The organism is uncultured Flavonifractor sp. (genome assembly GCF_944383115.1).
Lineage (GTDB): Bacteria > Bacillota > Clostridia > Oscillospirales > Oscillospiraceae > Flavonifractor.
This window is the reverse complement of the sequence record NZ_CALWOJ010000013.1, coordinates 1-21,980: the sequence shown is the minus strand read 5'-3', so window position 1 is coordinate 21,980 and position 21,980 is coordinate 1. Positions and strand designations below refer to the sequence as shown.

22 protein-coding genes and 1 riboswitch are annotated in these 21,980 nt (G+C 64.0%); of the genes, 3 read left to right on the top strand and 19 right to left on the bottom strand.

Going from position 1 to position 21,980, the window contains the following annotated elements; translation table 11 throughout:
* Nucleotides 1–20 precede the first annotated feature (20 nt).
* The 15 genes from cbiB to Q0K43_RS02855 all read right to left on the bottom strand — a co-directional run bounded on the left by cbiB (nt 21) and on the right by Q0K43_RS02855 (nt 14,486).
* The gene (gene cbiB, locus Q0K43_RS02925; RefSeq protein WP_297289074.1) at nt 21–998 is read right to left on the bottom strand and encodes an adenosylcobinamide-phosphate synthase CbiB; all 978 of its coding nucleotides are present in this window, start codon (nt 996–998) and stop codon (nt 21–23) included.
* The gene (locus Q0K43_RS02920; protein WP_297289073.1) at nt 995–1,588 is read right to left on the bottom strand and encodes a histidine phosphatase family protein; all 594 of its coding nucleotides are present in this window, start codon (nt 1,586–1,588) and stop codon (nt 995–997) included. Before Q0K43_RS02920 ends, cbiB begins: the two co-directional genes overlap by 4 nt.
* The gene (locus tag Q0K43_RS02915) at nt 1,579–1,935 is read right to left on the bottom strand and encodes a bifunctional adenosylcobinamide kinase/adenosylcobinamide-phosphate guanylyltransferase (RefSeq protein ID WP_297289072.1); all 357 of its coding nucleotides are present in this window, start codon (nt 1,933–1,935) and stop codon (nt 1,579–1,581) included. Before Q0K43_RS02915 ends, Q0K43_RS02920 begins: the two co-directional genes overlap by 10 nt.
* The gene (gene cobS / locus Q0K43_RS02910; protein ID WP_297289071.1) at nt 1,932–2,699 is read right to left on the bottom strand and encodes an adenosylcobinamide-GDP ribazoletransferase; all 768 of its coding nucleotides are present in this window, start codon (nt 2,697–2,699) and stop codon (nt 1,932–1,934) included. Before cobS ends, Q0K43_RS02915 begins: the two co-directional genes overlap by 4 nt.
* Complete coding sequence (locus tag Q0K43_RS02905) at nt 2,696–3,217, bottom strand: bifunctional adenosylcobinamide kinase/adenosylcobinamide-phosphate guanylyltransferase (RefSeq protein WP_297289070.1); 522 nt, start codon at nt 3,215–3,217, stop codon at nt 2,696–2,698. The genes cobS and Q0K43_RS02905 overlap by 4 nt, the downstream gene beginning before the upstream one ends.
* Before the next feature lie 45 nt (nt 3,218–3,262).
* Nucleotides 3,263–4,321: a nicotinate-nucleotide--dimethylbenzimidazole phosphoribosyltransferase gene (cobT, locus tag Q0K43_RS02900; RefSeq protein WP_297289069.1), complete on the bottom strand. Its 1,059-nt coding sequence runs from the start codon at nt 4,319–4,321 to the stop codon at nt 3,263–3,265.
* Nucleotides 4,318–5,685: a cobyrinate a,c-diamide synthase gene (locus Q0K43_RS02895; RefSeq protein WP_297289068.1), complete on the bottom strand. Its 1,368-nt coding sequence runs from the start codon at nt 5,683–5,685 to the stop codon at nt 4,318–4,320. The genes cobT and Q0K43_RS02895 overlap by 4 nt, the downstream gene beginning before the upstream one ends.
* Nucleotides 5,682–6,875, bottom strand: coding sequence for a precorrin-6y C5,15-methyltransferase (decarboxylating) subunit CbiE (gene cbiE, locus Q0K43_RS02890; protein ID WP_297289067.1), 1,194 nt, complete (start codon nt 6,873–6,875; stop codon nt 5,682–5,684). The genes Q0K43_RS02895 and cbiE overlap by 4 nt, the downstream gene beginning before the upstream one ends.
* Nucleotides 6,872–7,612, bottom strand: a complete 741-nt coding sequence (gene cobK, locus Q0K43_RS02885; RefSeq protein WP_297289066.1) for a precorrin-6A reductase — start codon at nt 7,610–7,612, stop codon at nt 6,872–6,874. The genes cbiE and cobK overlap by 4 nt, the downstream gene beginning before the upstream one ends.
* A gap of 1 nt (nt 7,613) precedes the next feature.
* Nucleotides 7,614–8,348, bottom strand: a complete 735-nt coding sequence (cobJ, locus tag Q0K43_RS02880; RefSeq protein WP_297289065.1) for a precorrin-3B C(17)-methyltransferase — start codon at nt 8,346–8,348, stop codon at nt 7,614–7,616.
* Nucleotides 8,345–9,334 (bottom strand): cobalt-precorrin 5A hydrolase, encoded by a 990-nt coding sequence (locus Q0K43_RS02875; RefSeq protein ID WP_297289064.1) that lies wholly within the window; start codon nt 9,332–9,334, stop codon nt 8,345–8,347. The genes cobJ and Q0K43_RS02875 overlap by 4 nt, the downstream gene beginning before the upstream one ends.
* Nucleotides 9,331–10,086 carry a precorrin-4 C(11)-methyltransferase gene (gene cobM / locus Q0K43_RS02870; protein ID WP_297289063.1) on the bottom strand — a complete coding sequence of 252 codons (756 nt, stop codon included), beginning with the start codon at nt 10,084–10,086 and terminating at the stop codon, nt 9,331–9,333. Before cobM ends, Q0K43_RS02875 begins: the two co-directional genes overlap by 4 nt.
* Nucleotides 10,087–10,132: 46 nt before the next feature.
* A complete protein-coding gene (gene cbiD, locus Q0K43_RS02865; RefSeq protein ID WP_297289062.1) occupies nt 10,133–11,269 on the bottom strand; it encodes a cobalt-precorrin-5B (C(1))-methyltransferase CbiD in 1,137 nt (378 codons plus the stop codon).
* Nucleotides 11,270–11,364: 95 nt separating this feature from the next.
* Nucleotides 11,365–11,548: riboswitch (cobalamin riboswitch) on the bottom strand.
* Between the two features lie 47 nt (nt 11,549–11,595).
* Nucleotides 11,596–12,054 (bottom strand): GNAT family N-acetyltransferase, encoded by a 459-nt coding sequence (locus tag Q0K43_RS02860; RefSeq protein ID WP_297289061.1) that lies wholly within the window; start codon nt 12,052–12,054, stop codon nt 11,596–11,598.
* Nucleotides 12,051–14,486, bottom strand: a complete 2,436-nt coding sequence (locus Q0K43_RS02855) for a cation-translocating P-type ATPase (protein ID WP_297289060.1) — start codon at nt 14,484–14,486, stop codon at nt 12,051–12,053. Before Q0K43_RS02855 ends, Q0K43_RS02860 begins: the two co-directional genes overlap by 4 nt.
* Before the next feature lie 190 nt (nt 14,487–14,676).
* Between Q0K43_RS02855 and Q0K43_RS02850 the strand changes: the two genes are divergently transcribed.
* Nucleotides 14,677–14,937, top strand: coding sequence for a hypothetical protein (locus Q0K43_RS02850; protein ID WP_297289059.1), 261 nt, complete (start codon nt 14,677–14,679; stop codon nt 14,935–14,937).
* 52 nt (nt 14,938–14,989) lie between these two features.
* Here the strand turns inward: Q0K43_RS02850 and Q0K43_RS02845 are convergent, their stop codons facing one another.
* The 4 genes from Q0K43_RS02845 to Q0K43_RS02830 all read right to left on the bottom strand — a co-directional run bounded on the left by Q0K43_RS02845 (nt 14,990) and on the right by Q0K43_RS02830 (nt 18,824).
* Nucleotides 14,990–15,940 carry an ROK family protein gene (locus tag Q0K43_RS02845; RefSeq protein ID WP_297289089.1) on the bottom strand — a complete coding sequence of 317 codons (951 nt, stop codon included), beginning with the start codon at nt 15,938–15,940 and terminating at the stop codon, nt 14,990–14,992.
* Between the two features lie 88 nt (nt 15,941–16,028).
* Complete coding sequence (locus tag Q0K43_RS02840; RefSeq protein ID WP_297289058.1) at nt 16,029–17,102, bottom strand: lysylphosphatidylglycerol synthase transmembrane domain-containing protein; 1,074 nt, start codon at nt 17,100–17,102, stop codon at nt 16,029–16,031.
* Nucleotides 17,102–18,190, bottom strand: a complete 1,089-nt coding sequence (locus Q0K43_RS02835; RefSeq protein WP_297289057.1) for an MGDG synthase family glycosyltransferase — start codon at nt 18,188–18,190, stop codon at nt 17,102–17,104. The genes Q0K43_RS02840 and Q0K43_RS02835 overlap by 1 nt, the downstream gene beginning before the upstream one ends.
* A gap of 109 nt (nt 18,191–18,299) precedes the next feature.
* Nucleotides 18,300–18,824 (bottom strand): 4'-phosphopantetheinyl transferase family protein, encoded by a 525-nt coding sequence (locus Q0K43_RS02830; protein WP_297289056.1) that lies wholly within the window; start codon nt 18,822–18,824, stop codon nt 18,300–18,302.
* Nucleotides 18,825–19,066: 242 nt separating this feature from the next.
* Here Q0K43_RS02830 and Q0K43_RS02825 point away from each other — a divergent pair, with 242 nt between their 5' ends.
* Complete coding sequence (locus tag Q0K43_RS02825) at nt 19,067–19,765, top strand: response regulator transcription factor (RefSeq protein WP_297289055.1); 699 nt, start codon at nt 19,067–19,069, stop codon at nt 19,763–19,765.
* A 26-nt stretch (nt 19,766–19,791) separates the two neighbouring features.
* Complete coding sequence (locus tag Q0K43_RS02820; protein WP_297289054.1) at nt 19,792–21,939, top strand: sensor histidine kinase; 2,148 nt, start codon at nt 19,792–19,794, stop codon at nt 21,937–21,939.
* Nucleotides 21,940–21,980: the final 41 nt, after the last annotated feature.

The window sequence follows — 21,980 nt, the reverse complement described above, 5'->3', positions numbered from 1 at the left end:
GACCTTGTAGGCATCCGCCCTCAGGGGAACAATAAAATCAGCAGGGGCACCCCGCAGAAGAGCAGCAGGGCAAAAAAGGCGGTGGCGTATAAGATCCGGCCGGAGCGCAGGATATCCAGAGGCTCAATGGGCCGCTGATCGTCCCCAATGTAGGGCTTCTCCACCAGCTTGCCGAAGTACCAGTTGGGCCCCGCCAGCCGGAGCTGGAGAGCGCCGGCACAGGCGGCCTCGGTGTGGGCGGAGTTGGGGGACTTGTGGTTCTTCCGGTCCCGCCGGAAGATGCGCCAGGCGTTCTTCCCGTCGTATCCCGCCGCCGCGCCCCCCAGGCACATGAGGACTCCGGCGATCCGGGCGGGGATGAAGTTGAGTACATCGTCCCACTTGGCCGCCGCCCGGCCGAAGTACAGGTATTTGTCGTTCTTATAGCCCACCATGGAGTCCATCGTATTGGCGGCCTTATAGAACATCCCCAATGGGGCGCCGCCGATGGCCAGGAAGATGAGGGGGGCGATTACCCCGTCGGAGGCGTTTTCCGCCACCGTCTCCACCGCGGCCCGGGCCACGCCGGCCTCATCCAGGGCGGCGGTATCCCGGCCCACGATCATGGACACGGCATACCGGGCCTTGTCCAGATCCCCGGTTTTCAGGGCATCGTATACCTTGCGGCTCTCGGCGGCCAGGGACCTGGTGGCCAGCAGCTGATAGCACAGCACGCTCTCCACCCCCAGGGCCAGCCAGGGATTGATCAGCCGGCACCCCCACAGCAGCAGCACCGTCAGAACCGTGGGGATGGTCAGGGTGAAGACCACCAGCACCACGCCCCCTGCCAGCTCACCACCGTGAGACTTGGGGAAGAGCTTCCGCAGCAGCTTCTCCAGCGCCGAGATGAGGGCGCCGATGGCCCGCACCGGATGGGGGGCCCAGTGGGGGTCCCCCAGCAGCAGATCCAGGCAGAAACCGATGAGCAGGGCTGTCAGATGGCCGATCCACCAGTTCATCCTTTGTATTCCTCCAGCACGGTCAGCTCCAGAGTGTCCGGGTCCAGCGCCATCCGAAACCCGCCGCAGTTGGGGCACATCCAGTCGTAATACTCCCGCTCCGGGCGGCCATACTTGGACAGCAAGCCCATCAGCGCCCCGCCGTGGGACACCACGCCCACCCGCTCATAGCCGTGGGCAGCGGCGTCTTTCACCAGCTCTGCCAGGGCGGCAGACACCCGCTCCACCACCTGCTGGGCGGTCTCACCCACCGGCATGGCGGCAAAGTTCAGCCGGTCGCCCTGGCCGATCCAGGCCTGGTACAGGGGGTCGTCCTTCAGCTCCTGGTGGTTCTTCCCCTCAAAGGGGCCGAAGTCGGTCTCCCGCAGCCCTTGGATCACCGTCATTTCCGTGTCCGGCCACAGCAACTGAGCTGTCTGACGGCACCGCAGCAGCGGGCTGCGGTAAATATGCTCCACTCGGGGCAGGGTGGGACTCACCCGCCGGGCCAGTTCCTCCCCCTGGGGGGCCAGCGGCACGTCCAGCACGCCTACAAACCGCTTCTCCAGGTTGCCCTGGGTGGTGCCGTGCCGGATGAGGATCAGTTCCATGATGTCTCTCCTTTCAGGGTCATGGGCAGGCCGCAGAAGACCCGCTCCACCCGGCCTGCCCGGGCCGCCAGGCGGCAGCACAGCCGCCCCACGGCCTCCCGCCAGGCCCGCTGGGCCGGGTCCACCGGTACCACGCCGCACCCCACCTCGTCGCAGATGAGGATGATCTCCGGGTTGGCGGCGAGCAATTCCCCCTCGTCCAGGTGGGGCCACTGCTCCAGTCCGTCAAAAACCGGTTTTTGTTTGGCTTCCTCCGGGGTGTGGGCCACCTGGTCGGGGCCATATCCCGTTTTTCGCAGCACATAGTCCAGCTTGCCCTGGCCCGCACCGCCGATGATGAGGATCATATCAGCACCTCGATTTTCTGAGCAACTACCGCCGCCAGCACCATAGCCAGCTCGCACAGCTGGAGGAAAAAGCCGGCCAGATCGCCGGTAACCCCTCCAAACTGCCGCTGGCTCATGACCCGATAGTACAGGCAGGCCAGTCCTGCCCCCAGCAGGGCGGCGCCGCCGGTCCACAGGTCCAGCCACAGCATGGCGGCCACGCAGGCCACCACCCAGATCACCATGACGCCACGGGCCTTGGCGGTATCCATGGTGTCGGTAAAGGTGGCCAGCATGCCCGTCCCCCTGGCGTTGGGCAGCGTAACGGCAAAGAGGCCGGACAGGCTGCGGGAGAGGGCAGGCCCCAGAGCCAGTACCAGGGCGGCCCGTCCCGTTGCCGCCACTTCACTCCAGCAGGCGAAGAACACCAGCAGATAGAGGGCGCAGCAGATGATGGCGAAGGCCCCGGTGTGGGAGTCCTTCAGGATCTCCAGCTTGCGCTCCTTGCTCTGGTGGGAGGACAGGGCGTCGCAGGTGTCGCAGAACCCGTCCAGGTGGATGCCGCCGCTGAGGGCGATGGGGATGAGCAGGGCGAAGGCGGCAAAGAAGGCGGGGCCAACGCCCAGATACCGTGCCAGGGCCATCCAGCCGTACAGCACGGCGCCGATGACCGCCCCCACCAGTGGAAAGAAGCACAGGGCCCAGGACAGGGCCCGCTTCTCCCACTCCACCCGGGGCATGGGCAGTTTGGAGTACATGGCAAAGGCAATGATGAGACTTTTCACACACGTTCTCCTTTCCACGCCACCGGGATACCGCACACCACTTCGTAAACCTGATCCGCTTTTGCGGCGATGGCCCGGTTCAAACCGGCCAGCCCCTCCAGCCAGGCCAGGGTGGCCGGGTCATAATCCATGCCGTCGGAACACAGTTCGTTGGTGACCACCACCAACAGCCCCGCCCGTGCGGCCACTTGCTCCACCCCGGCCAGCACCCGGTCAAAGCCCCCTTCTCCCCCCTCCGGGGAGAAATACTCATTGGCCCACAGGTTGGACAGATCCTCCAGCAGCACCGCAGCCCCCTCCGGCACGTCCCGCCGCTCCAGGCCCGCGGGGCATTCCACCGTGGCAAACCCCTTACCGGCGCGCATCTGCCGGTGGCGCTCCACCCGGCGGGCGCTCTCGGCGTCCCATACCCGCATGGTGGCCAGGTAAATTCTGTTCTTCCGTCCGGAGGCGGTCACCAGCGATTCGGCAAATTCCGACTTGCCGCTGCCCGACCCGCCGGAGACTAAGATCAGCATAACGTATTCTCCATTTCGTAGGGGCGACCTTTATGGTCGCCCGTCTCAGGTCAAGGGCTGGTACGCCTCAATATCCGTGGCCTCAAAGGTGGTCATCTCCCGATACACCGCAAGGCCCATATCCAGCAGGGGCATCACCGCCACCGCGCCGGTACCCTCCCCCAGCCGCATACCGGCGTAGAGGAAAGGTTCCAGACCCAGGTCGGCCAGCACCAGTTTGCTGGCCGGCTCGTCGGAGGCGTGGGAACCCAGCATATAGTCCTTAGAGGTGGGACAGATGCGGGCGGCAATGAGGGCGGCCACCGAGGAGATAAAGCCGTCCACCAGCACCGGCACATGGCACATGGCCCCGCCCAGGAACACCCCCGCCAGACCCGCCAGGTCCAGGCCGCCCACCTTGTGGAGGACGTCCAGCGGATCGCTGGGGTCGGGCTTGTTGACGGCGATGCCCTGCTCGATAGCGCGGATCTTCCGCACCAAACCCTCGCTGGACAATCCCGCCCCCCGGCCGGTCATATCCACCGGCGGACGATCCAGAAATACCGAGGCCACGGCGGAGGAGGTGGTGGTGTTGCCAATGCCCATCTCGCCGGTACCCAGCAGGCGTACGCCGCTGGCACACAGGTCGCGGGCCACCTCCACCCCCACCAGGATGGCCCGCTCCGCCTCCTCCCGGGTCATGGCGGGACCCTGGGACAGGTTGGCGGTACCCCGGCGGATGTTCTTCTGCAAGATCCGCTCCCCGTGGAGAGGAACGGCCACGCCGATGTCCACCGGCACGATCTCCACCCCGGCGGCCCGTCCCATGGCGCACACGCTGGTATCGCCGGTGGACATATTCTCCGCCACAATGGCGGTGACCTCCTGGCCGGTCTGGGTGACCCCGTCGGCCACCACGCCGTTGTCGGCGCACATGACCACCACCGCCCGGCGGGAGATATCCACGTTGGGGGTGCCGGTGATGGCCGCCATGCGGATCACCGCGCTCTCCAGCGCACCCAGGCTGCCCAGGGGCTTGGCAATGGAGTCCCAGCGGGCCTTGGCCTGGGCCGCCGCGTTCTGGTCGGCGGGGGTGATGGAACGGATCACTTCTTCCAGCGTCATAGCAATGCCTCCTGTCGGCGGCGTGCCGCCGCCACGAAATTGCGGGCCATCTCAACTCTGGCCCAGAAATGAAAGTGGGGAAAACCGGCGTACAGCGTAGGCGCATGAACACCGCAGTCCCACCCGCGATTGCTCAACGGCTTCTGGGCCCGGAAGCTGTCGCCGGGGTGCTGGCTGTCCCAGTAGTGGAACTCGTGGGCGGGCAGCTCTTCCCCCGCCCGACACAGCAGGCCGCTTGTCCGGGCGGTGAGGGTCACATAGCCGAACCGGCCCAGCTTGCCGGTATTCCAGGCCCTGCCGGGGATGACCCCCGCCATAGGCCAATCAGTTCCATTGGCATCCGCTAAGGTTTCATGCAGATACAAAAAGCCGCCGCACTCAGCCACGGTGGGCAGGCCGTTTGCCACCGCATCCCGGATGGCAGACAACATGGCGGTATTTTGACTGAGCTGCTCCGCCAGCAGCTCCGGGTAGCCGCCCCCCAGGTAGAGCCCGCAGGCGCCTTTCGGCAGATTTTCATCCTCCAGGGGGGAGAATTCTACCAGCCTGGCCCCCAGCTGCTCCAGCAGCTCCAGGCCGTCGGCATAGTAGAAGCAAAAGGCCTTGTCCCGGGCCACGGCGATCACCGGCACTCCCTCCACCGGCTCCGGCAGGGTCGGAGGTCCGGCGTTCAGGTCGGGGGCGGAGGCGGCCAGGGCCAGCAGGCCGTCCAGATCAATAGTTTTCTCCGCCTGGGCGGCCAGCTTGTGGAGCTTCTCCTTCAGGCCCGCCACCTCGTCGGCGGTGACCAGGCCCAGGTGTCGGCTCTCCAACGCGCAGTCGGGCAGAGGTGGCAGAAAGCCATATACCTTTACACCTGTCTCCCCTTCGATACACTCCTTCAGCCGGGGGTAGAGCATGGGGGACACCCGGTTCAAAATCACGCCCTGGATGCCGCTGTCCGGCCGGAAGGTTTTCAGGCCGTGGATCACGGCGGACAGGGTGAGGGCGCTGCCCCGGCCGTCGGCCACCAGCACCGCCGGGGTGTGGGTGGCTTTGGCCAGGTGATAGGCGCTGGCCTCATGGCTCATGGCGATGCCGTCGTAGTAGCCCATGACCCCCTCGATGAGGGCCAGGCCTGCCCCGGCGCTGCCGCGCTCCAGCAGATACCGGGTTTTGTCCTCCCCCAGGAAGAACAGATCCAGATTGCGGCTCTTGGCCCCGATGACCTTGCTGTGGAACATGGGGTCAATGTAGTCGGGGCCACACTTGAAGGCCACGGGATTGATTCTTCCATCCACCAGGGCCTGCAAAAGGGCGCAGGTCACGGTGGTCTTGCCCCCTCCGCTGGCGGGGGCGCACAGCAGCAACCGGGGGGTACTCATACACGTCCCTCCCCGGAGAAAATCCACACCGGGTTCTGGGCGTCCATCAGGTGATACCGGCCCGCCTGCCGGGTGCGGGTGGCGGACACCTGCACCATATCCGCCCCCTCCAGGGAGGCAAAGAGCCGGGCGGCCTCAGCCACTGTCTCCAGGGTGACTGCGGTACACACCACCCGGGCGGCGGGATTTTTCCGGAAGATGAGATGCAAAATCTCCTCCAGCTCCCCGGAGGTGCCCCCCAGAAAGACCCGGTGGGGGGCGGGCAGATCCTCCAGGGCCGCCGGGGCGGTACCGGGGACCACCACCAGATTGCCGGTGTGGAACCGGGCCTTGTTCTCTTCCAGCAGGGCCAGGGCCTCCTCCTTCTTCTCCACGGCATACACCTGCCCGGCGGGGCAGGCCAGGGCGCACTCCACCGACACTGAGCCGGTGCCGGCTCCCACGTCCCATACCACGTTGTCCTCCTCCAGCCGCAGCTTGGTGATGGCCAGGGTGCGTACCTCCTCCTTGGTCATGGGTACGTCTCCCCGGAGGAAGGCCCCGTCGGGCAGGCCGGGGGAGTTGAAGGGCCGCACCACCGGGTCGGGATTCTCGGCCAGCACCACCGACAGGTCGGCAAAGGACTGCTCCGCCAATTCCGCCGCGGTACCGGTGACAATGCGCTCGTCGGAGTAGCTCAGCCGCTCTCCCACCGACACCTGCACGCCGCCCAGGCCTCGGCGGGTCAGCTCCTTGCAGATGTCCTCCGCCTTAGTGGCCCCGCCGGTGAGGGCGAAGGTACGGCTGTTGCGCTGGATCTCCCCCACCACGTTGTGACTGCGGCCGTGGGCGCTGACGATCTTCACGTCCTGCCAGCTGGTGTGCAGCCTGGCGCAGAAGTAGCTGAGGGATGAAATGCCGGGGATGGTGACCACCTCATGGTTCCCCAGCAGAGCCCACAGTTTTTTGGCCCCGCTGTAGAAACCGGTGTCCCCGGAGAGCAGCACCCCCACAGGCCCCTGCTGCTGCTTTTCGATGTATTCGGCAATGTCGGCGGAGGCGATGAGGGGAACGCAGGTGTGGCTCTCCTGAAAACGCTCCAGCAGCCGGGGGGCGCCCACCAGGGTGGGACAGCTCTGTACCGCCTCCAGGGCCTCCAGCGTCATGGTGCCGGGATTGCCCATACCCACGCCCACGAGATAGACCTTCATGCCTGTGCCTCCTTCAACCTGTCCTGGATCTCCTCCAGGGTGAGCCCGGTCTCAGCCCGGGGCCGCTCCACCACCAGCAGGGCGCACCCCGCCTCCCGGGCGGCCTCCGTCTTCTCCCGGAACCCGCCGTAGCCCCCGGTGTCCTTGGTCACCAGGGTCTTGATGTCATATTGTTTCAGCAGGGCTACATTCAGTTCCTTGGAAAAGGGGCCCTGCATACAGATGATGTTTTTGGGCGAAAAACCCAGCTTCAGGCAGCGATCCAGGGAGTCCAGGGTGGGCAGCACCCGGGGATAGCACCGCTCCACCAGGCCGGGCTTGGCAAAGGCATCCAGCTCCTTGCTGCCGGTGGTGAGCAGTACGTTGCCCGGCAGCCGCTCCAGCATATACGCCGCCCCGGCCATGTTTTCCGCCTTGTGGCACAAATCCTCCCCATCGGACTGGCGCACCAGCCGGAGGAGGGGCAGACCGGCCCCTTCCGCCGCCGTCTTGATGTTGGCGGTCACCTCCACGGCGTAGGGGTGGGTGGCGTCCACCACATGGGTGAAGGGCCGGGCGGTCATCAGAGCCTCCATCTCCCCCCGGTCCATGCGCCCCACATGGGCCTCCGCCCCAGCGGGGAGCAGGGTCTCGCCGTAGTCGGTGGCCACGCACACCAGGGTGGGGATCTTCTGATCCAGCAGCCACCGGGCCAGCTCCCTGCCCTCGGCGGTGCCGCCGAAGAGCAATACCTCCATCTTACTCCCCCCGCTGGAGGTAGCCCCGGGGGGTGACCATCTTGCCGCCCAGCCACCTGGTCTGGCTGTTGCCGATGAACACGGTGGTGAACATATCCACCTGGGTGTCCCGCAGCCGGGACAGGGGACACATCACCGCCGTCTCCCCCTCCCGGCCAATGTTACGCACATAGCCGCATACCGTGTCCGGATCCTTGTCCCGCAGCAGGATATCGCAGGCCCGCTGGAGATAGTCGGGCCGGTTCTTGCTGGAGGGGTTGTAGAGGCAGATAACGAAATCCGCCTGGGCAGCGGCGGTCAAACGCCTCTCGATCTTCTCCCAGGGGGTGAGCAGATCGGACAGGGAGATCACCGCGAAATCGTGGGTCAGGGGGGCGCCCAGCACGGCGGCCCCGCCGCAGGCGGCGGTGATGCCGGGCACCACCTCGATCTCAATGGGGTCGTACTCCTGGGCCACCTCGTAGATAAGTCCCGCCATGCCGTACACCCCGGAGTCGCCGGAGCATACCACCGCCACATTTTTGCCGGTGAGGGCGGCCTCCACGGCGGCCCGGCAGCGGTCCACCTCCCGGCGCATGCCGGTGGACAGCACCTCTTTTTCAGGGAAATCAGGCTTGACCAGCTCAATATAGGCGGTATAGCCTACGATGAGGTCGCACCCTTCCAAAGCGGCCCGGGCACGGCCGGTGAGGTCGGCGCCTCCGCCGGGGCCCAGTCCGATGACTGTTACTTTCATACAATCTTCCTTCCCGCCACCGCCACGGTGACGCCGTTTTTCGCCTGTTTGGGTACCAGAATGGCCCCGCCGGCACATACCGCCGCCCGCTCGCACACGTTGTCCACCCCGGTGACTCCTTTTACAAAGTCGGAGGGGGTGAAGTTCCCTTCCGCCGCCGCCAGCTCCGCCGCCGAATAGACGGTCAGGGGCAGGTTGTGGGCGGCGCAGAAGGCCAGCAGGCCGGGCTCGTCTTGTTTCAGATCAATGGTGGCCACCTGGGCCACTGCCTGGGGTTCATAGCCGGACAGGGCGGCCTCCGCCGCCGCTTCAATGGTCTCTGCCGGGGTGCCTCTCCGGCACCCGATCCCCAGGATCAGCCCTCGGGGGGCCAGACGCAGGGTGCGGGGGAAGGGGCCGGCCCCTGTTTTCCAGGTGACCCACACTCCCAGTTCCGCCGGGGCCTCTGTCAGCCCTTCCGGGCAGGGGTGGCCGAAATCGCTGGCAAAGCCCACGCCCTTCCCCTCCAGCAGGGCGGCGGAGATCTCCTTGGCCCGCACCCGGTCGGTGATGACCATGCCCCGCTCTCTGGCCCACACATCTACGGCAAACAGGCCATTGACGTCGGTGGCAGTAGAGACCGCCGCCTGGCCGCCTGTAAGTGCGGCCACTTTCAGGGCCAGCTCATTGGCGCCCCCTACATGGCCGGACAGTAGGGGGACGGCAAACCGCCCCGCCTCGTCCACGCTTACCACGGCGGGGTCGGTGAATTTATCCTTCACATGGGGGGCAATGGCCCGGACGGCGATACCTGCCGCCCCCACAAAGATGAGGGCATCCGCCTCGGTCCAGGCTTTTTCCGTCCAGCCCTCCAGGCTGTCGTAGGCCTCCGCTCCCACCTCAGGGGCGAACCGGGCGGGCACATGGAGGGTGGCCTCCAGCGCGTCGGCCAGAGTACGGCCCAGGGCCGCCCCCCAGCTGGTGAACGCGATGATGGCCGCCGTCACTGGCTGGCCTCCCGGAATTCGTGGGTAAAGGTGGGGTCGTACAGCTTGGACCGTTGGTAATCGTTCCCCAGAAAATAACCAATGGTAATGAGCGCCGTCTTGGTGACCTGGTTCTCTTTGGCGGTTTTGGCCAGAGTGGACACAGTGCAGCGGTACACCTTCTCCTCCGGCCAGGTGGCCTTGTACACGATGGCCGCCGGGGTGTCGGGGGCATAGCCCCCCGCCATCAGCTCCTCCTCCACCTGCTCCAGCAGGCCGGTGGACAGGAACAGCACCATGGTGCAGCCGTGGGAGGCCATCTTGCGCAGCTCTTCCCCCTCGGGTACCGGCGTACGGCCCGCCATGCGGGTAATGATAACCGACTGTGATACATCGGGCAGAGTATACTCCGCGCAGAGGGCGGCGGCGGCCCCTGAGAAGGAGGACACACCGGGGGTCACGTCATAGGGGATGCCCAGCTTGTCCAGTTCATCCATCTGCTCCCGGTGGGCGCCGTACAGGGAGGGGTCGCCGGTGTGGAGCCGGACGGTGGTGCCGCCTCTGGCCTCGGTCTCTTTCATGACCGCAATGACCTCTTCCAGGGTCATCTTGGCGCTGTCGTAGACCTGGCAACCTTCCTTTTTATAGTCCAGCAGGGCGGGGTTCACCAGGGAACCGGCGTAGATAATGACGTCCGCCTCACCCAGCAGCTTGGCTCCCCGGACGGTGATGAGATCGGCCCCGCCGGGGCCCGCGCCGATGAAATGTACCATAATCGAAACTCCTGTCTGTATCGGCGGGCGACCGTAAAGGTCGCCCCTACGATTGATGTTGATGCAGGGCCAGCAATTTATCCGCCCCTGTTGTCTTGCCCAGCAGTCCGTACTGGTTGGAGAAGAACACCGCCGCGATGGCCAGGTCGGGCCCGGCCCGGTGGTGCAGCACCTCCTCCAGAGCCTGGGCGATGGAGGCCATCACCGGCTTCAGCAGCCCCTCCTCTTTCAGCAGCTCTACCCCGGCATCGGTGGTAGGGCAGGCAAAGAGGGCTTTCAGCAGCGCCGGGCTCCCGCCCGCCAGGGCAGCGTGGGCGGTGAGGGTCTCCCGCCGGCCGTCGGCCTCCTTGGAGTGGGTGTTCATGTTCCCCGCCGCCACCTTGATCAGCTTGCCCAGGTGGCCCACCAGCAGGAAGGATCGGAAGCCCAGCCCGGCAGCGTGGTCGATGGCGTGACCCAGATAGTTGCTGCAAGTGCAGCGGTGGGTCAAGTCCAGGCCCAGAGTCCCCTCCGCGAAGGAATCCCCGTAGTTGCCGGGGGTGACCAGCAGATCGGTGACGCCTGCGGCTTTGGCTATATCCTGCTCCAGGTAGAGGGAGTCGATGAGGGCGGCCTCGCTCATGGGGCGGACGATGCCGCTGGTACCCAGGATGGAGATGCCCCCTTCAATACCCAGCCGGGGGTTGAAGGTGTGGGCGGCCAGGGCCTCCCCCTCCGGCACCGAGATGGTGACTTGCAGCCCGCCGGTATAGCCCGCCCGGGCCGCTTCCTCCTCCGCCTGCCCGGCGATCATCCGCCGGGGGGTGGAGTTGATGGCGGCGGCGCCCACCGGTTGGTCCAGGCCGGGCCGGGTCACCCGGCCCACCCCCCTGCCGCCGTCTATGGTCACGCCGGGGACGTCGGTTTTCTCCACCCGGGCGAAGATCAGGGTACCGTTTGTTACATCCGGGTCGTCCCCGCCGTCCTTCCGCACGGCGCAGCTGGCCCAGCCGGGTCCGGCGGTCTGTTCCAGCAGAGGGACCTCCACCGTCACCCCCGCCGGGGTTCCGATGGTCACGGCGGGCAGCCGCTCGCCGGTCAGCAGCAGACGGGCCGCCCCTGCCGTGGCCGCGGCGGCGCAGGCGCCGGTGGTATAGCCGCAGCGCAGCTTCCGGCTCCCCACCGGGATATACAGTTCCAGCACAGGCGCACCCCCTTGTAACCAAAAAGGCCCTCCCCAAACTGGGGAGGGCCTTTTTCCTTTGAAAAAATGCCGCACCTCTCCACCTCAGAGCTACGCAATACGGTATCCTCTGCAGCGGGTCTCCTGGCTTGCGCTTCCTCCTCCGGCGCACCTTCTCAGCCCGATGGGCCAATGGTTCTCGCGCCTTCGTCCACGCTTACAGTAGAGGTAAGACTGCGCCGGACTTTCACCGGCTTCCCCTTACGCGGCAATGCCGCAACTGCGGATACGATAAAGTTCTCCGTTTATTATATCAGCCTCCAGGGGAAATGTAAAGGCGATTTTTGTCAGGCAAGCCCATGAAAGGGGGAGCGTGTCATAACAAAATTGGTCAATTTGACCCCATGCCGCTCCACCTGCTGCGCCCGCTCCACCCGCCAGCCCCGCTTTTCAAAAAAGGGCCGGGCGGTTAGCGATGCGTGGGTGAGACGGGCGCGAGGCAGCGCGTCGCACAGGGCGGTGGCAATGCCCTGACCCTGGTAATCCTTATGCACATACAGCCGGTCCAGGTAGCCGTCGTCGGCCAGGTCGGCAAACCCGACGATGACGCCCTCCCACTCCGCCACCAGCGTGGTATGGGCCTGGAAAGAGGAATCCCACGCTGCCAGATCCACCCGGCCGTCAGCCCAGGCGTCCAGCTGCGCGGGGGTATAGTCCCGTCCGCACACCTCATGGACCGTCTGATAAAAGAGTTCCGCCAGAACGGGACAGTCCGACGGACGGTAGGCACGCAGCGCCGCTCTCATTCCCGGTGCCCCAGGTTTTTGGCCTTGTCCCACAGCAGCGCGCCCAACTGGCACACCTTCAAAAGCACGTGCATCACCGGGTAGGCCAGGCCCAGGAACACCGCCAGCACCAGGAAGGACTGGACAGTCAGCTCACTCAGGCCGAAACTGGACCCAAACCAGATAATGGACACCGCAGAGGAGGCGGTCATGGCGATCATCAGCACCCGCCGCTTCCAGTCGAAGGGCTTACACACCTGATAGAGTACCATCAGGCCGATGGACACCAGCAGGATGGCGGACATGGTGGACAGTTCGGCGGTGGTAAAGCCGAAAGCCAGGTAGAAGGCCTCCAGCCCCAGTACGATGAGCAGATCGGTAAGGCCGCCGGGCAGGGCCGCCCGGAACACGTTGGTAAGGAACTTTCCCTTTACCAGGGCGTGGTTGGGTTCCAGCGCCAGGAAGAGGGAGGGTACCCCGATGGTGACTGCGCTGAGGAAGGAGATCTGCAGGGGGGTCACCGGGTAGGGGAAGGTGGCAAACAGGGAGATGATGGACAGGAAGAAGGAGAAGATATTCTTCACCAGGTAGAGGGCGGCGGCCCGCTGGATGTTGTTGATGACCCGCCGGCCCTCGGCCACCACCTTGGGCATGGCGGAGAAGTCGGAGTTGAGCAGCACCAGCTGGGCGGCGTGGCAGGCGGCCTCCGCCCCCGAGGCCATGGCGATGCCGCAGTCGGCGTCCTTCAGGGCCAGCACGTCGTTGACGCCGTCGCCGGTCATGGCCACGGTATGGCCCGCCCGCTGGAGGGCCTGGACCAGTTTGCGCTTCTGGTCGGGTGTGACCCGGCCAAATACGGTAAATTCCCGCACCGCCCGGTCCATGTCGGCGTCGCTTTTCAGCACTGCCGCATCCACATATCGCTCCGCGCCCTGGATACCCGCCTGGCGGGCCACCTCGGCCACCGTCACCGGGTTATCCCCCGAGATGACCTTGACGGCCACCTTCTGTTCGGCAAAGAACTGGAAGGTCTTGGGGGCCGATTCCCGCACCCGGTTGGCCAGCATCACCAGGGCCATGGGACACACCCGCCGGGGGTCCAGCCCAGTCTGGTCGGGCACGCCCTGATACTCGGCGGCCAGCAGCACCCGGTAGCCCTTGGCGGACCAGGGGTCCACCTGCTCCTTCAGATCCCCGTACCGGGGGCCCAGGATAAACTCGGGGGCGCCCACCACATAGGCGCCGTGGCCCACAAAGACGGCGGCGCTCCACTTGGTGGCGGAGGTAAAGGGGATGGTTCGCTCGGCATGCCAGAGGGAGTGCCCGTGGAATTTCTTCTGCATGGCCCGGGCGGTGTCGTTGTCCGCCTCGGAGACCTGATAGAAGGCGTTGAGGATCTCGGTGACTTCGGTCTCGGCGTACTTTTCCTCGTCCAGGTACACCACCTCCCCCACCTCCATACGGGGTTCGGTGATGGTACCCGTCTTATCCACGCACAGCACGTCCACCCGGGCCAGGGTCTCGATGCAGTTCATATCCTGGGCCAGCACCTTGCCCCGGGCCAGCCGAATCATGCTCACCGCCAAAGCCACGCTGGTGAGCAGGTAGAGGCCCTCGGGGATCATGCCGATGAGGGCGGCCACCGTGGAGATCACCGTCTCCCGGAAGGTGCGGCCCACAATAAAGTATTCCTTGGCAAACAGGGCGATGCCGATGGGGATGAGCAGGATGCCGATGACCCGGATCAGCTTGTCCAGGGAGGACATCATTTCGCTTTTACCCACGGTGACGTCCTTTTTGGCCTCCAGCGTCAGGCGGGCGGCGTAGGAGTCGGCCCCCACCTGATCCAGCCTGGCCCGGCAGCGGCCCGCCACCACAAAGGAGCCGGAGAGCAGCTGATCCCCCGGCTTTTTCACAATGGCGTCGGCCTCGCCGGTAATGAGGGCCTCGTTGACCTGCACCTGGCCGGCCAGCACCGTGGCGTCGGCGGGGATCTGGTCGCCGGAGCAGAGTTCCGCCACGTCGTCCCGCACCAGATGGGAGGCAGGCACCGAGCCCAGCTGCCCCTCCCGCACCACATTGGCCCGGGGGGCCGCCAGCAGGTTGAGCTTGTCGATGGTCTGCTTGGAGCGCAGCTGCTGCAAAATACCGATGCCCGTATTGGCCATAGCGATGAGCAGGAACAGCAGGTCCTCCACCGAACCGACAACGATCAGCAGAGCGGCCAGCACCACAAAGATGAAATTGAAGAAGGTAAAGACGTTGGCGCGGACAATCTGCCCCACCGTCTTGGTGGGGGACTCCACCGGATCGTTGGCCCAGCCGTTCTGCTGCCGCTCCCGCACCTGAGCCATGGTGAGGCCCACATTGGGATCGGCGCTCACCCGGGGTACGTCCCGACGCAGACGGGGGGCCTGCTGGGGGGCCGGATGCTGTTTCTGCTTGCCTTTCATGTATTCGCCCTCAATACTGCTGAATTCCGCCTATAGGCGGCCCATTGTCAAAATCTTGTCACATTATAGCCGATTTCCCCACTGCATACAAGGCCGCGGGGCAAATCTTAACCAATTCTCCACAATTTCTTAAGCCGGGCGCATGGGACCTTCTTTCCTCCGCTATACTGGAAGCAAAGGAGGGGTATCTATGGAGCAATTATCGGACAAAATGCAGACCTTGCTCCGGCTGGCCCTGTGCGGCGGCGGAGCAGTCCTGCTATATGGCGGCGCGATGAAGCTGCCCGCCCTGGAGGACCGCCGGGCCTGGCTGGAAGAACACAAGCTCCAGGTCATCGCCCTGGGCGCGGCGGCATTGTTTGGGCTGTCCCTGCTGGTCCTCCCCCGCCCGGAAGGAGGGTCGGAACAGGAGACGCCCGACTACTGCGACGGCTATGAGCCGGTGGAGTGAGCCGCGCTGCATGCGCAAACAGGGTCCGCCGTTCGGCGGGCCCTGTTTGGATTTATCGGAAAAGTGGCAGCAGGGCCGCGCCGATGATCCCAGCGTCGTTGCCCAGAGCCGCCCGCACCAGGCGGGTACGGTGGACGCTGTTGCGGGCGTAGTCCTCCCGATTCAGGATGTAGCGTACCGGAGCCATCAGGGTCTCCCCCTGGGCGGAGGGGCCGCCGCCGATGCACACCACCTCCGGCTGGAAGATGTTCACTAGACTGGCCACGCCGCAGCCCAGGTAATCCACATACTCGTCGATGACCTTCCCGGCGGCAGCGTCGCCCAGGGCGGCGGCGTCAAAGGGGGTGCGGCCGTTGACCGCCTCCAGAGTACCCGCCAACTCCCACAGCTTGGAGTCGGGGTGTTCCTCCATGACCTCCCTGGTGCGCTTGATGAGGGCGGTGGCGGAGCAATAGGCCTCAAAACACCCCTTCCGCCCGCAGGTGCAGGGGCGGCCGCCATGCTCAATGACAAAGTGGCCTACCTCCATACCGGCATAGTTGAACCCGGTATACAGCTTGCCGCCCAGGACGGCGCCGCCCCCCACGCCGGTACCCAGCGTAATGGCGATCATGGACTGGCTGCCCTTGCCGGCCCCGGCGGCAAATTCACCCAGAGCGGCGGCATTGGCGTCGTTTTCCAGGTAGATTTCCTTATCCAGCCGCTCCGCCATCAGAGCGGTGAGGGGTACGTTGGAAAAGTCCAGATTGGACCAGAACCGGATCACGCCGGTGTCCGGCTCAATGGTACCGGGAGATCCGATGCCCACCGAGGCAATGTCGCTCATGGACAGGCCCGCCTGCTCCACCGCGGCCCGGGAGGCGGCCGCCATCTGATCGGCCACCTGTTCCGCCGGCACGCCCCGGGGCGTGGGCAGGCTGACCTTCTTCAAAATCTTGCCCGCTTCATCCACCACAGCGGCGGCCACGTTGGTACCGCCCAGATCAATACCCAAATAGTACATCATCCCGCCTCCTTTTTCTTTCTCCCTGATTATAATGCACCCGGCCCGGCGGCACAAGAGAAAAAACGGCGTCCGCAGACGCCGCTTTTCAAGTCACGATAGGCCCCCGGGCCCGCTTAGGGAAGGCAGTCGGGTCCTCCGCCCTCCGCTGGCGCCTGGTACGCAGATGGACCGTCAGGGCGACCACGGCGCTGATCACCAGGAAGGAATAGAAGCTGATGCCCCGGGATACCAACACAGCGGGCGTCACCAGGCTGGAACCAAAGAACAGGGCCATTGCGGTGACAAAGCCGCCCTCAGAGGCGCCCACAGCGCCGGGCAGCGGCAGATTGGCCACCGCCAGGGTCACCAGGGACTGGGTGGCAATGATCTCCAGCGGGCTGCTGCCGGAAAGGCCAAAGGCATAATAGACCGCCACGGGCACAAAAAACAGGGCGGTCAGCTGCACCACAGTGATGAGCAGCAGGGCAGGCATCATGCCGGGGTTCTGCTTCACGCACTGGGCGCCCTTGCGGTACTCCTCCATTTGTTTTTCCAGCCGCTGGCGGGCCTTCTCCTCGTTGCGGATGATATGGGTCTTGACCAGCAGCTTGAGTATGCCGCCGGTGAGCTTGCGGGCGGCGTTGGGCAAAAACATCAGGGAGAGCATCCCTACCGTCAGGCTGCCGTTGACCACCACGCCGTAGAGCAGCAGCAGGCCCAGCCCGCCGCCCAAATTCTGTACCAGATTAAAGTGGGTGAGGGCGGCCGTCAGGGCGTAGGCAATGACCACCGCCTGGTAGCACACGGCCACCAGCATCATATTCAGCGCCCCGTGGGCGGCGGGAATCCCGTCTTTGGACATGTAGTAGACCTGAGCGGGCTGACCGCCGGTAGAGGAGGGGGTAATGGCGCTGACGTAAAAGCCCACAAAGGAATAGCCCAGGCAGCGGCGGTACAGCACCTTATGGCCCAGCCGTCCCAGAATGATCCGGGAACACAGGGCCTCGCTGCCTACAAACAGAAACATCATGCCCAGCCCAACCAACAGCCACAGGGGATTGAGCTGCCGCAGGGTGCTGGCTAGCCGCGAGAAGGACATATCCCGGAGCAGCATATAGCCGGTAAAGGCCATCAGTGCCAGGATCAGCCCGATACCGACCAAGCTCTTCCGTTTGTCCATCAGGCGCACACTCCTTTTCCCGCGGTCAGCCGGGCCAGGATATGGGTCAGGCTCTCCTGCTCCAGCTGCTCCTTCAATGCGTGCATCTTAGCCGACATATCGGCCAGCGTATAGTCGTCATAGATCAGTTCCCGGATGGCGGTCAGGCACTCGTCGGGCTCCTTGGCCGCCACACGGCCCAGCCCCCGCTTCACCAGGAAGCGGGCGTTGTTCTTCTCCTGCTCCAAAAAAGGCTCCCAGGCCAAAATGGGCAGTTCGGAGAAAATGCTTTCAAACATGGTGATCCCGCCGGGCTTGGTCAACACCAGATCGGCTTTGGCCATATACTCATATACCCGGTCGGTGAAGCCCACCACTTCAATATGCTCGTATTTGTCCACCAGGCGGTCGTAGAGTTTCTGGTTGCGGCCGGTGATAATGGTGGTATGTACCCCCGGCAGCCCGTCCAGCGCCTCATAAAAGGAGTCCTTCTTGGGCATCATGCCCAGGCCGCCGCCCATGATGAGCAGATTGCGCTGCTGACGGTCTCCCCGGTGGACGGGCAGCTTGAACTCCGCCCGGACGGGAATGCCGGTGACGTAAATGATGTCCCGGTTGACGCCCTTGGCCACCAGCCGCTCCTTGATCTCCTCGGTACCCACCAGATAGCAGTCGGTGGCACGGTGGATCCACTCGGAATGGCTGGTCAGGTCGGTGACGCAGGTCACCAGAGGCAGATCACTCCCCGTCTCCCCCTTCCAGCGGGCCACCATGCGGGCGCAGATGGGATGGGTGGCAATGATCACGTCGGGACGGCGGGGCTCAAAGATCTCCTCCACCCGGTCGGGACACTGCTCGTCGTTCAGGGGCCGCTCGTCAGAATCCTTGTTCTGGGTAAACTTATAATAAAGGTTGAACAGGCCGCTGCCCCGGGTCACCAGGACATTGAACCATTTATACATCGACTCGTAATTGTGGTTGGTGTAGGCGATCAGGTCCATTACTTCCACCTGCGCCTCCGGGAAAGCCCGCAGCAGCTGCTGACGCAGCGACATGGAGGCCGACCAGTGGCCCATGCCGAACTTTCCCGTTACGATCAGGATATTCACGCCGCTCCCTCCTCAAAGATGCTCTTTCTCATGCTCCAGTATAGCGGGCGTTTTTTTAGAAAATTAGAGCCTGTTTCTTAAAAACATATTAAGAAAAAGAAACAGATTGTCATATCTGCCACTCAATCTCCTCCGGCAGCGGCTCGTTTCCGGCGGTACACGCCGCCGCCCGCCAGTCCACTCCGCCGTATGCACGGAACCGAAGGCCCTCCAGCTCCCCCTCCTGTCCGGGCAAGAGCAGGGGTACCGTCACGGTACGGGGCGCCTGCCGCAGGCCGGTCCCCAGGCACTTGACCTTGGCCTCCTTCAGGGTCCACAGGGTATACAGGCTTCCCCAGTCGCCCCCCCGGCGCTGGAACCAGGCAAATTCCAGCTCGGAAAGCACATAGCGGGCCAGGCCGGGCCGCCGGGGCCGCAGCCGCTCTATGTCCACCCCCAACGGGGCCCGGCCCACGCCGCACAGGATCAGGCCGCCGCTGTGGCTGAGATTAAAAAAGAGCCGGGGCAGCTCGGGAAACCAGGGCTTGCCCGCCCCTGTACGGGCCACACGGGGCAGCCGGTCCAGGCCGAAGCGTTCCTCCAGCAATCGGGTCAGCAGCGCCCAGGCGTCTCCGCTTCCCATCCAGAGTTCCATCGTTCCCCCGCTTTCCCTTCCCACTGTAAAAAGGCGGCGTACCCCATCGTCTGCTCTGCGCAACGGCAGGGGCGCCGCACACTTCACCTATTTTATGATTATATCCGGTTATTTTCACCTTTGCAAGTGGGCTTTCAGCTATATTTTTGTCCAAAGTAACGCCGGGGTTTGCTTTTACAGCCAGTTGGAGGTAAAATAGAACTACTGCTGCGGATCTCCGCATCAAAGTACGAGGTGAGCGCATGTACACCATTCTGATTTGCGACGACGATAGAGACATTGTCTCGGCGCTGGACATCTACCTGACCAGCGAGGGTTACCGCACCGTCAAGGCGTACGACGGCCTGGAGGCCCTCAAAGCTGCCGAGTCTCAGCCGGTGGATCTGATCCTGATGGATATCATGATGCCCGGTCTGGATGGTATCCGGGCCACCGCCAAACTGCGGGAAAAGTACAACGTCCCCATTATTCTGCTCACCGCCAAAAGCGAGGATGCAGATAAGGTGCTGGGCCTGAACATCGGGGCGGACGATTATATCACCAAACCCTTCAATCCCATCGAGGTCATCGCACGGGTGAAAAGCCAGCTGCGGCGCTTCACCAGCCTGGGCGGTAAAAGCGGCAAGAGTGAAAATACCCAGCTGCTCACCAACGGCGGCATCGCCCTGGACGACAACGCCAAATCGGTGAGCGTGGACGGAGATCCGGTCAACCTCACCCCTCTGGAGTACAACATCCTGCTGCTGCTGCTGAAAAACCCCGGCCGGGTCTTTTCCACCAGCCAGATCTATGAACTGGTGTGGAACGACCCCTCTCTGGGTTCGGAGAGTACCGTGGCCGTCCACATCCGGCACCTGCGGGAGAAAATCGAGATCGACCCGGCCAATCCCAGATATATCAAAGTGGTCTGGGGCCTGGGCTATAAGATGGAAAAGCTCTGATCCACTGTGGAAGGAGGCACGACGCCATGAAAAAACTGGGCAGACGGCTGGCGATTAAAATTGTGGCCTTCCTTTTGGCGCTGGGTACCGGCGTGGGCGGCTTTTGGGCCAGCCTGTTCATCCTCTCCCAGTGGAACACCCTGTGGACCGGCGTGGGATACTACTCCAGCAATTCCTGCAACCAATACATGGCCAACCGCCTGGTCCAGGTGGACGAACTGGCCAGACTGGTTCAATATCAGGCCTGGGAGGCGCCCCTGTCCTATCTGGATCAGCAGCGCCTGTCCGATCTGAAGCAGTCCCTGGACAGCAGCCGCACCAACTTCTGCTTCTCTATCCGGCGCAATGATACCGGCGCGCTGGTCTACTCCAATCTGGAAGATGGCCGCACCATGGAAAGCAGCGTCCACACCGTCCTGCGCAATTCCATTCCCGTCACCTACAACGACGGCAGCGAGCGGCGCAGCGACTACTTCGTATGGAACGGCGAGAAGCAGTTCTATCTGCTCTATGTGGTGCTGGACGACGGCACCGAGCAACTGCTCACTCCATCGGACGCCGCTCTGGCAGCGCAATACGGCTATACCTTCAACGGCAACTCCTGGGATTACAACCAGGCCCAGGACAGCCGGCTGCTCTATGTGGAGCTGGCCATTGAGTACGGGGTGGCCTACCCGTTATCGGTCCATGACGAATTCTGGGACAGCTCCCAGGACTTCAGCGAGTATGCCCGCTACCTGCCCGCCCTGGCAATCCTCACCGTAGTGCTGGACGTCTCCTGCGTACTGCTGTGCGTGTTCCTTTGCCGCACGGCCGGCCGGCGGCCTGATCAGGAAGACGTGATTCTCAACCGTTTTGACCGCATCCCCCTGGACCTGCTGATCCTGCTGGAGATCTGGGTGGTGATTCTGCTCATTGCCGGCGGCGACCCTATGACCACCGCCCTCAACGCCAACGGCCCCTCTACCGACGTGGTGATGGGATTGGCCCTCATTTCCAGCGGGATCGGGCTATGCCTGCTCTCCTCCCTGCTCACGCTCACTGCCCGTATCCGGGCAGGCCATCTTTGGGCCAACACCCTGATCTGGCGTCTGATCCTGGTATTGGGGCGGGCCGTCCGCAATGCCGCCCACAGTTGGCCCCTCACCGGTCGGGTGATCGTCCTCTTCGTCCTCTATCTGCTGGGCTCCTTCCTTACCTACCTTACTTTGGTACTGATCCCGGTCTACCAGGGCCTGGTGCTGTGGCTGCTGTGCCGGTGGGCCATCCAGTGGCACAGGGTGCGCCAGGGCGCCGAACACATTCTGGGCGGCGACTCCGGCTTCAAGATCGACACCAAAGGGCTGTACCACGACCTGGCGGAACACGCCGCTCAACTCAATGATCTGGGCGATACCATCAGTCAGGCGGTGGATGAGCGCATCCGCAGCGAGCGGTTCCGGGCCGAACTCATCACTAATGTGTCCCACGACCTGAAAACCCCCCTGACCTCCATCATCAACTATGTGGATCTGTTGAAGAAGCAGCCCATTGACGATCCCCAGGTCCAGTCCTATATTGAAGTGCTGACCCGAAAGAGCCAGCGCCTGAAAAAGTTGACCGAGGATCTGGTGGAGGCCTCCAAAGCCTCCACCGGCGCCCTGTCCGTCCATCTGGAGCGGCTTGGCATGGTACAGCTGGTCCAGCAGGCTTTGGGGGAGTTTGAAGAAAAATTTATCCAAACCGACCTGACCGTGGTCACCCTCTATCCGGAGGAGGAGGTGTGGATCATGGCCGACGGCCATCACCTGTGGCGGGTCATCGACAACCTGCTGTCCAACTGCAACAAGTACGCCCTGGAGGGCACCCGGGTCTACCTGGAGATCAGCCGGCAGGCAGATCGGGCGGTCTTTTCGGTGAAAAACATCTCCCGGGAACCGCTGAACATCCCCCCCGAGCAGCTGATGGAGCGTTTTGTGCGTGGGGACACCTCCCGCACCACCGACGGCTCCGGCCTGGGCCTGTCCATCGCCCGCAGCCTCACCGAACTGCAGCACGGCCAGTTCGACCTCAGCATTGACGGCGATCTGTTCAAAGCCACCGTCACTCTTCCTCTGGCCCCTCCGCCGGAGGAAGATCAGCCCCAGCTTCCGCCGACGACAGTGAATTGTCAAACTAAGTGCAACAGGAAGTAAGCTCAAAGTCCCATAATTCCTGAGCAGAATGAAAGTTAAGA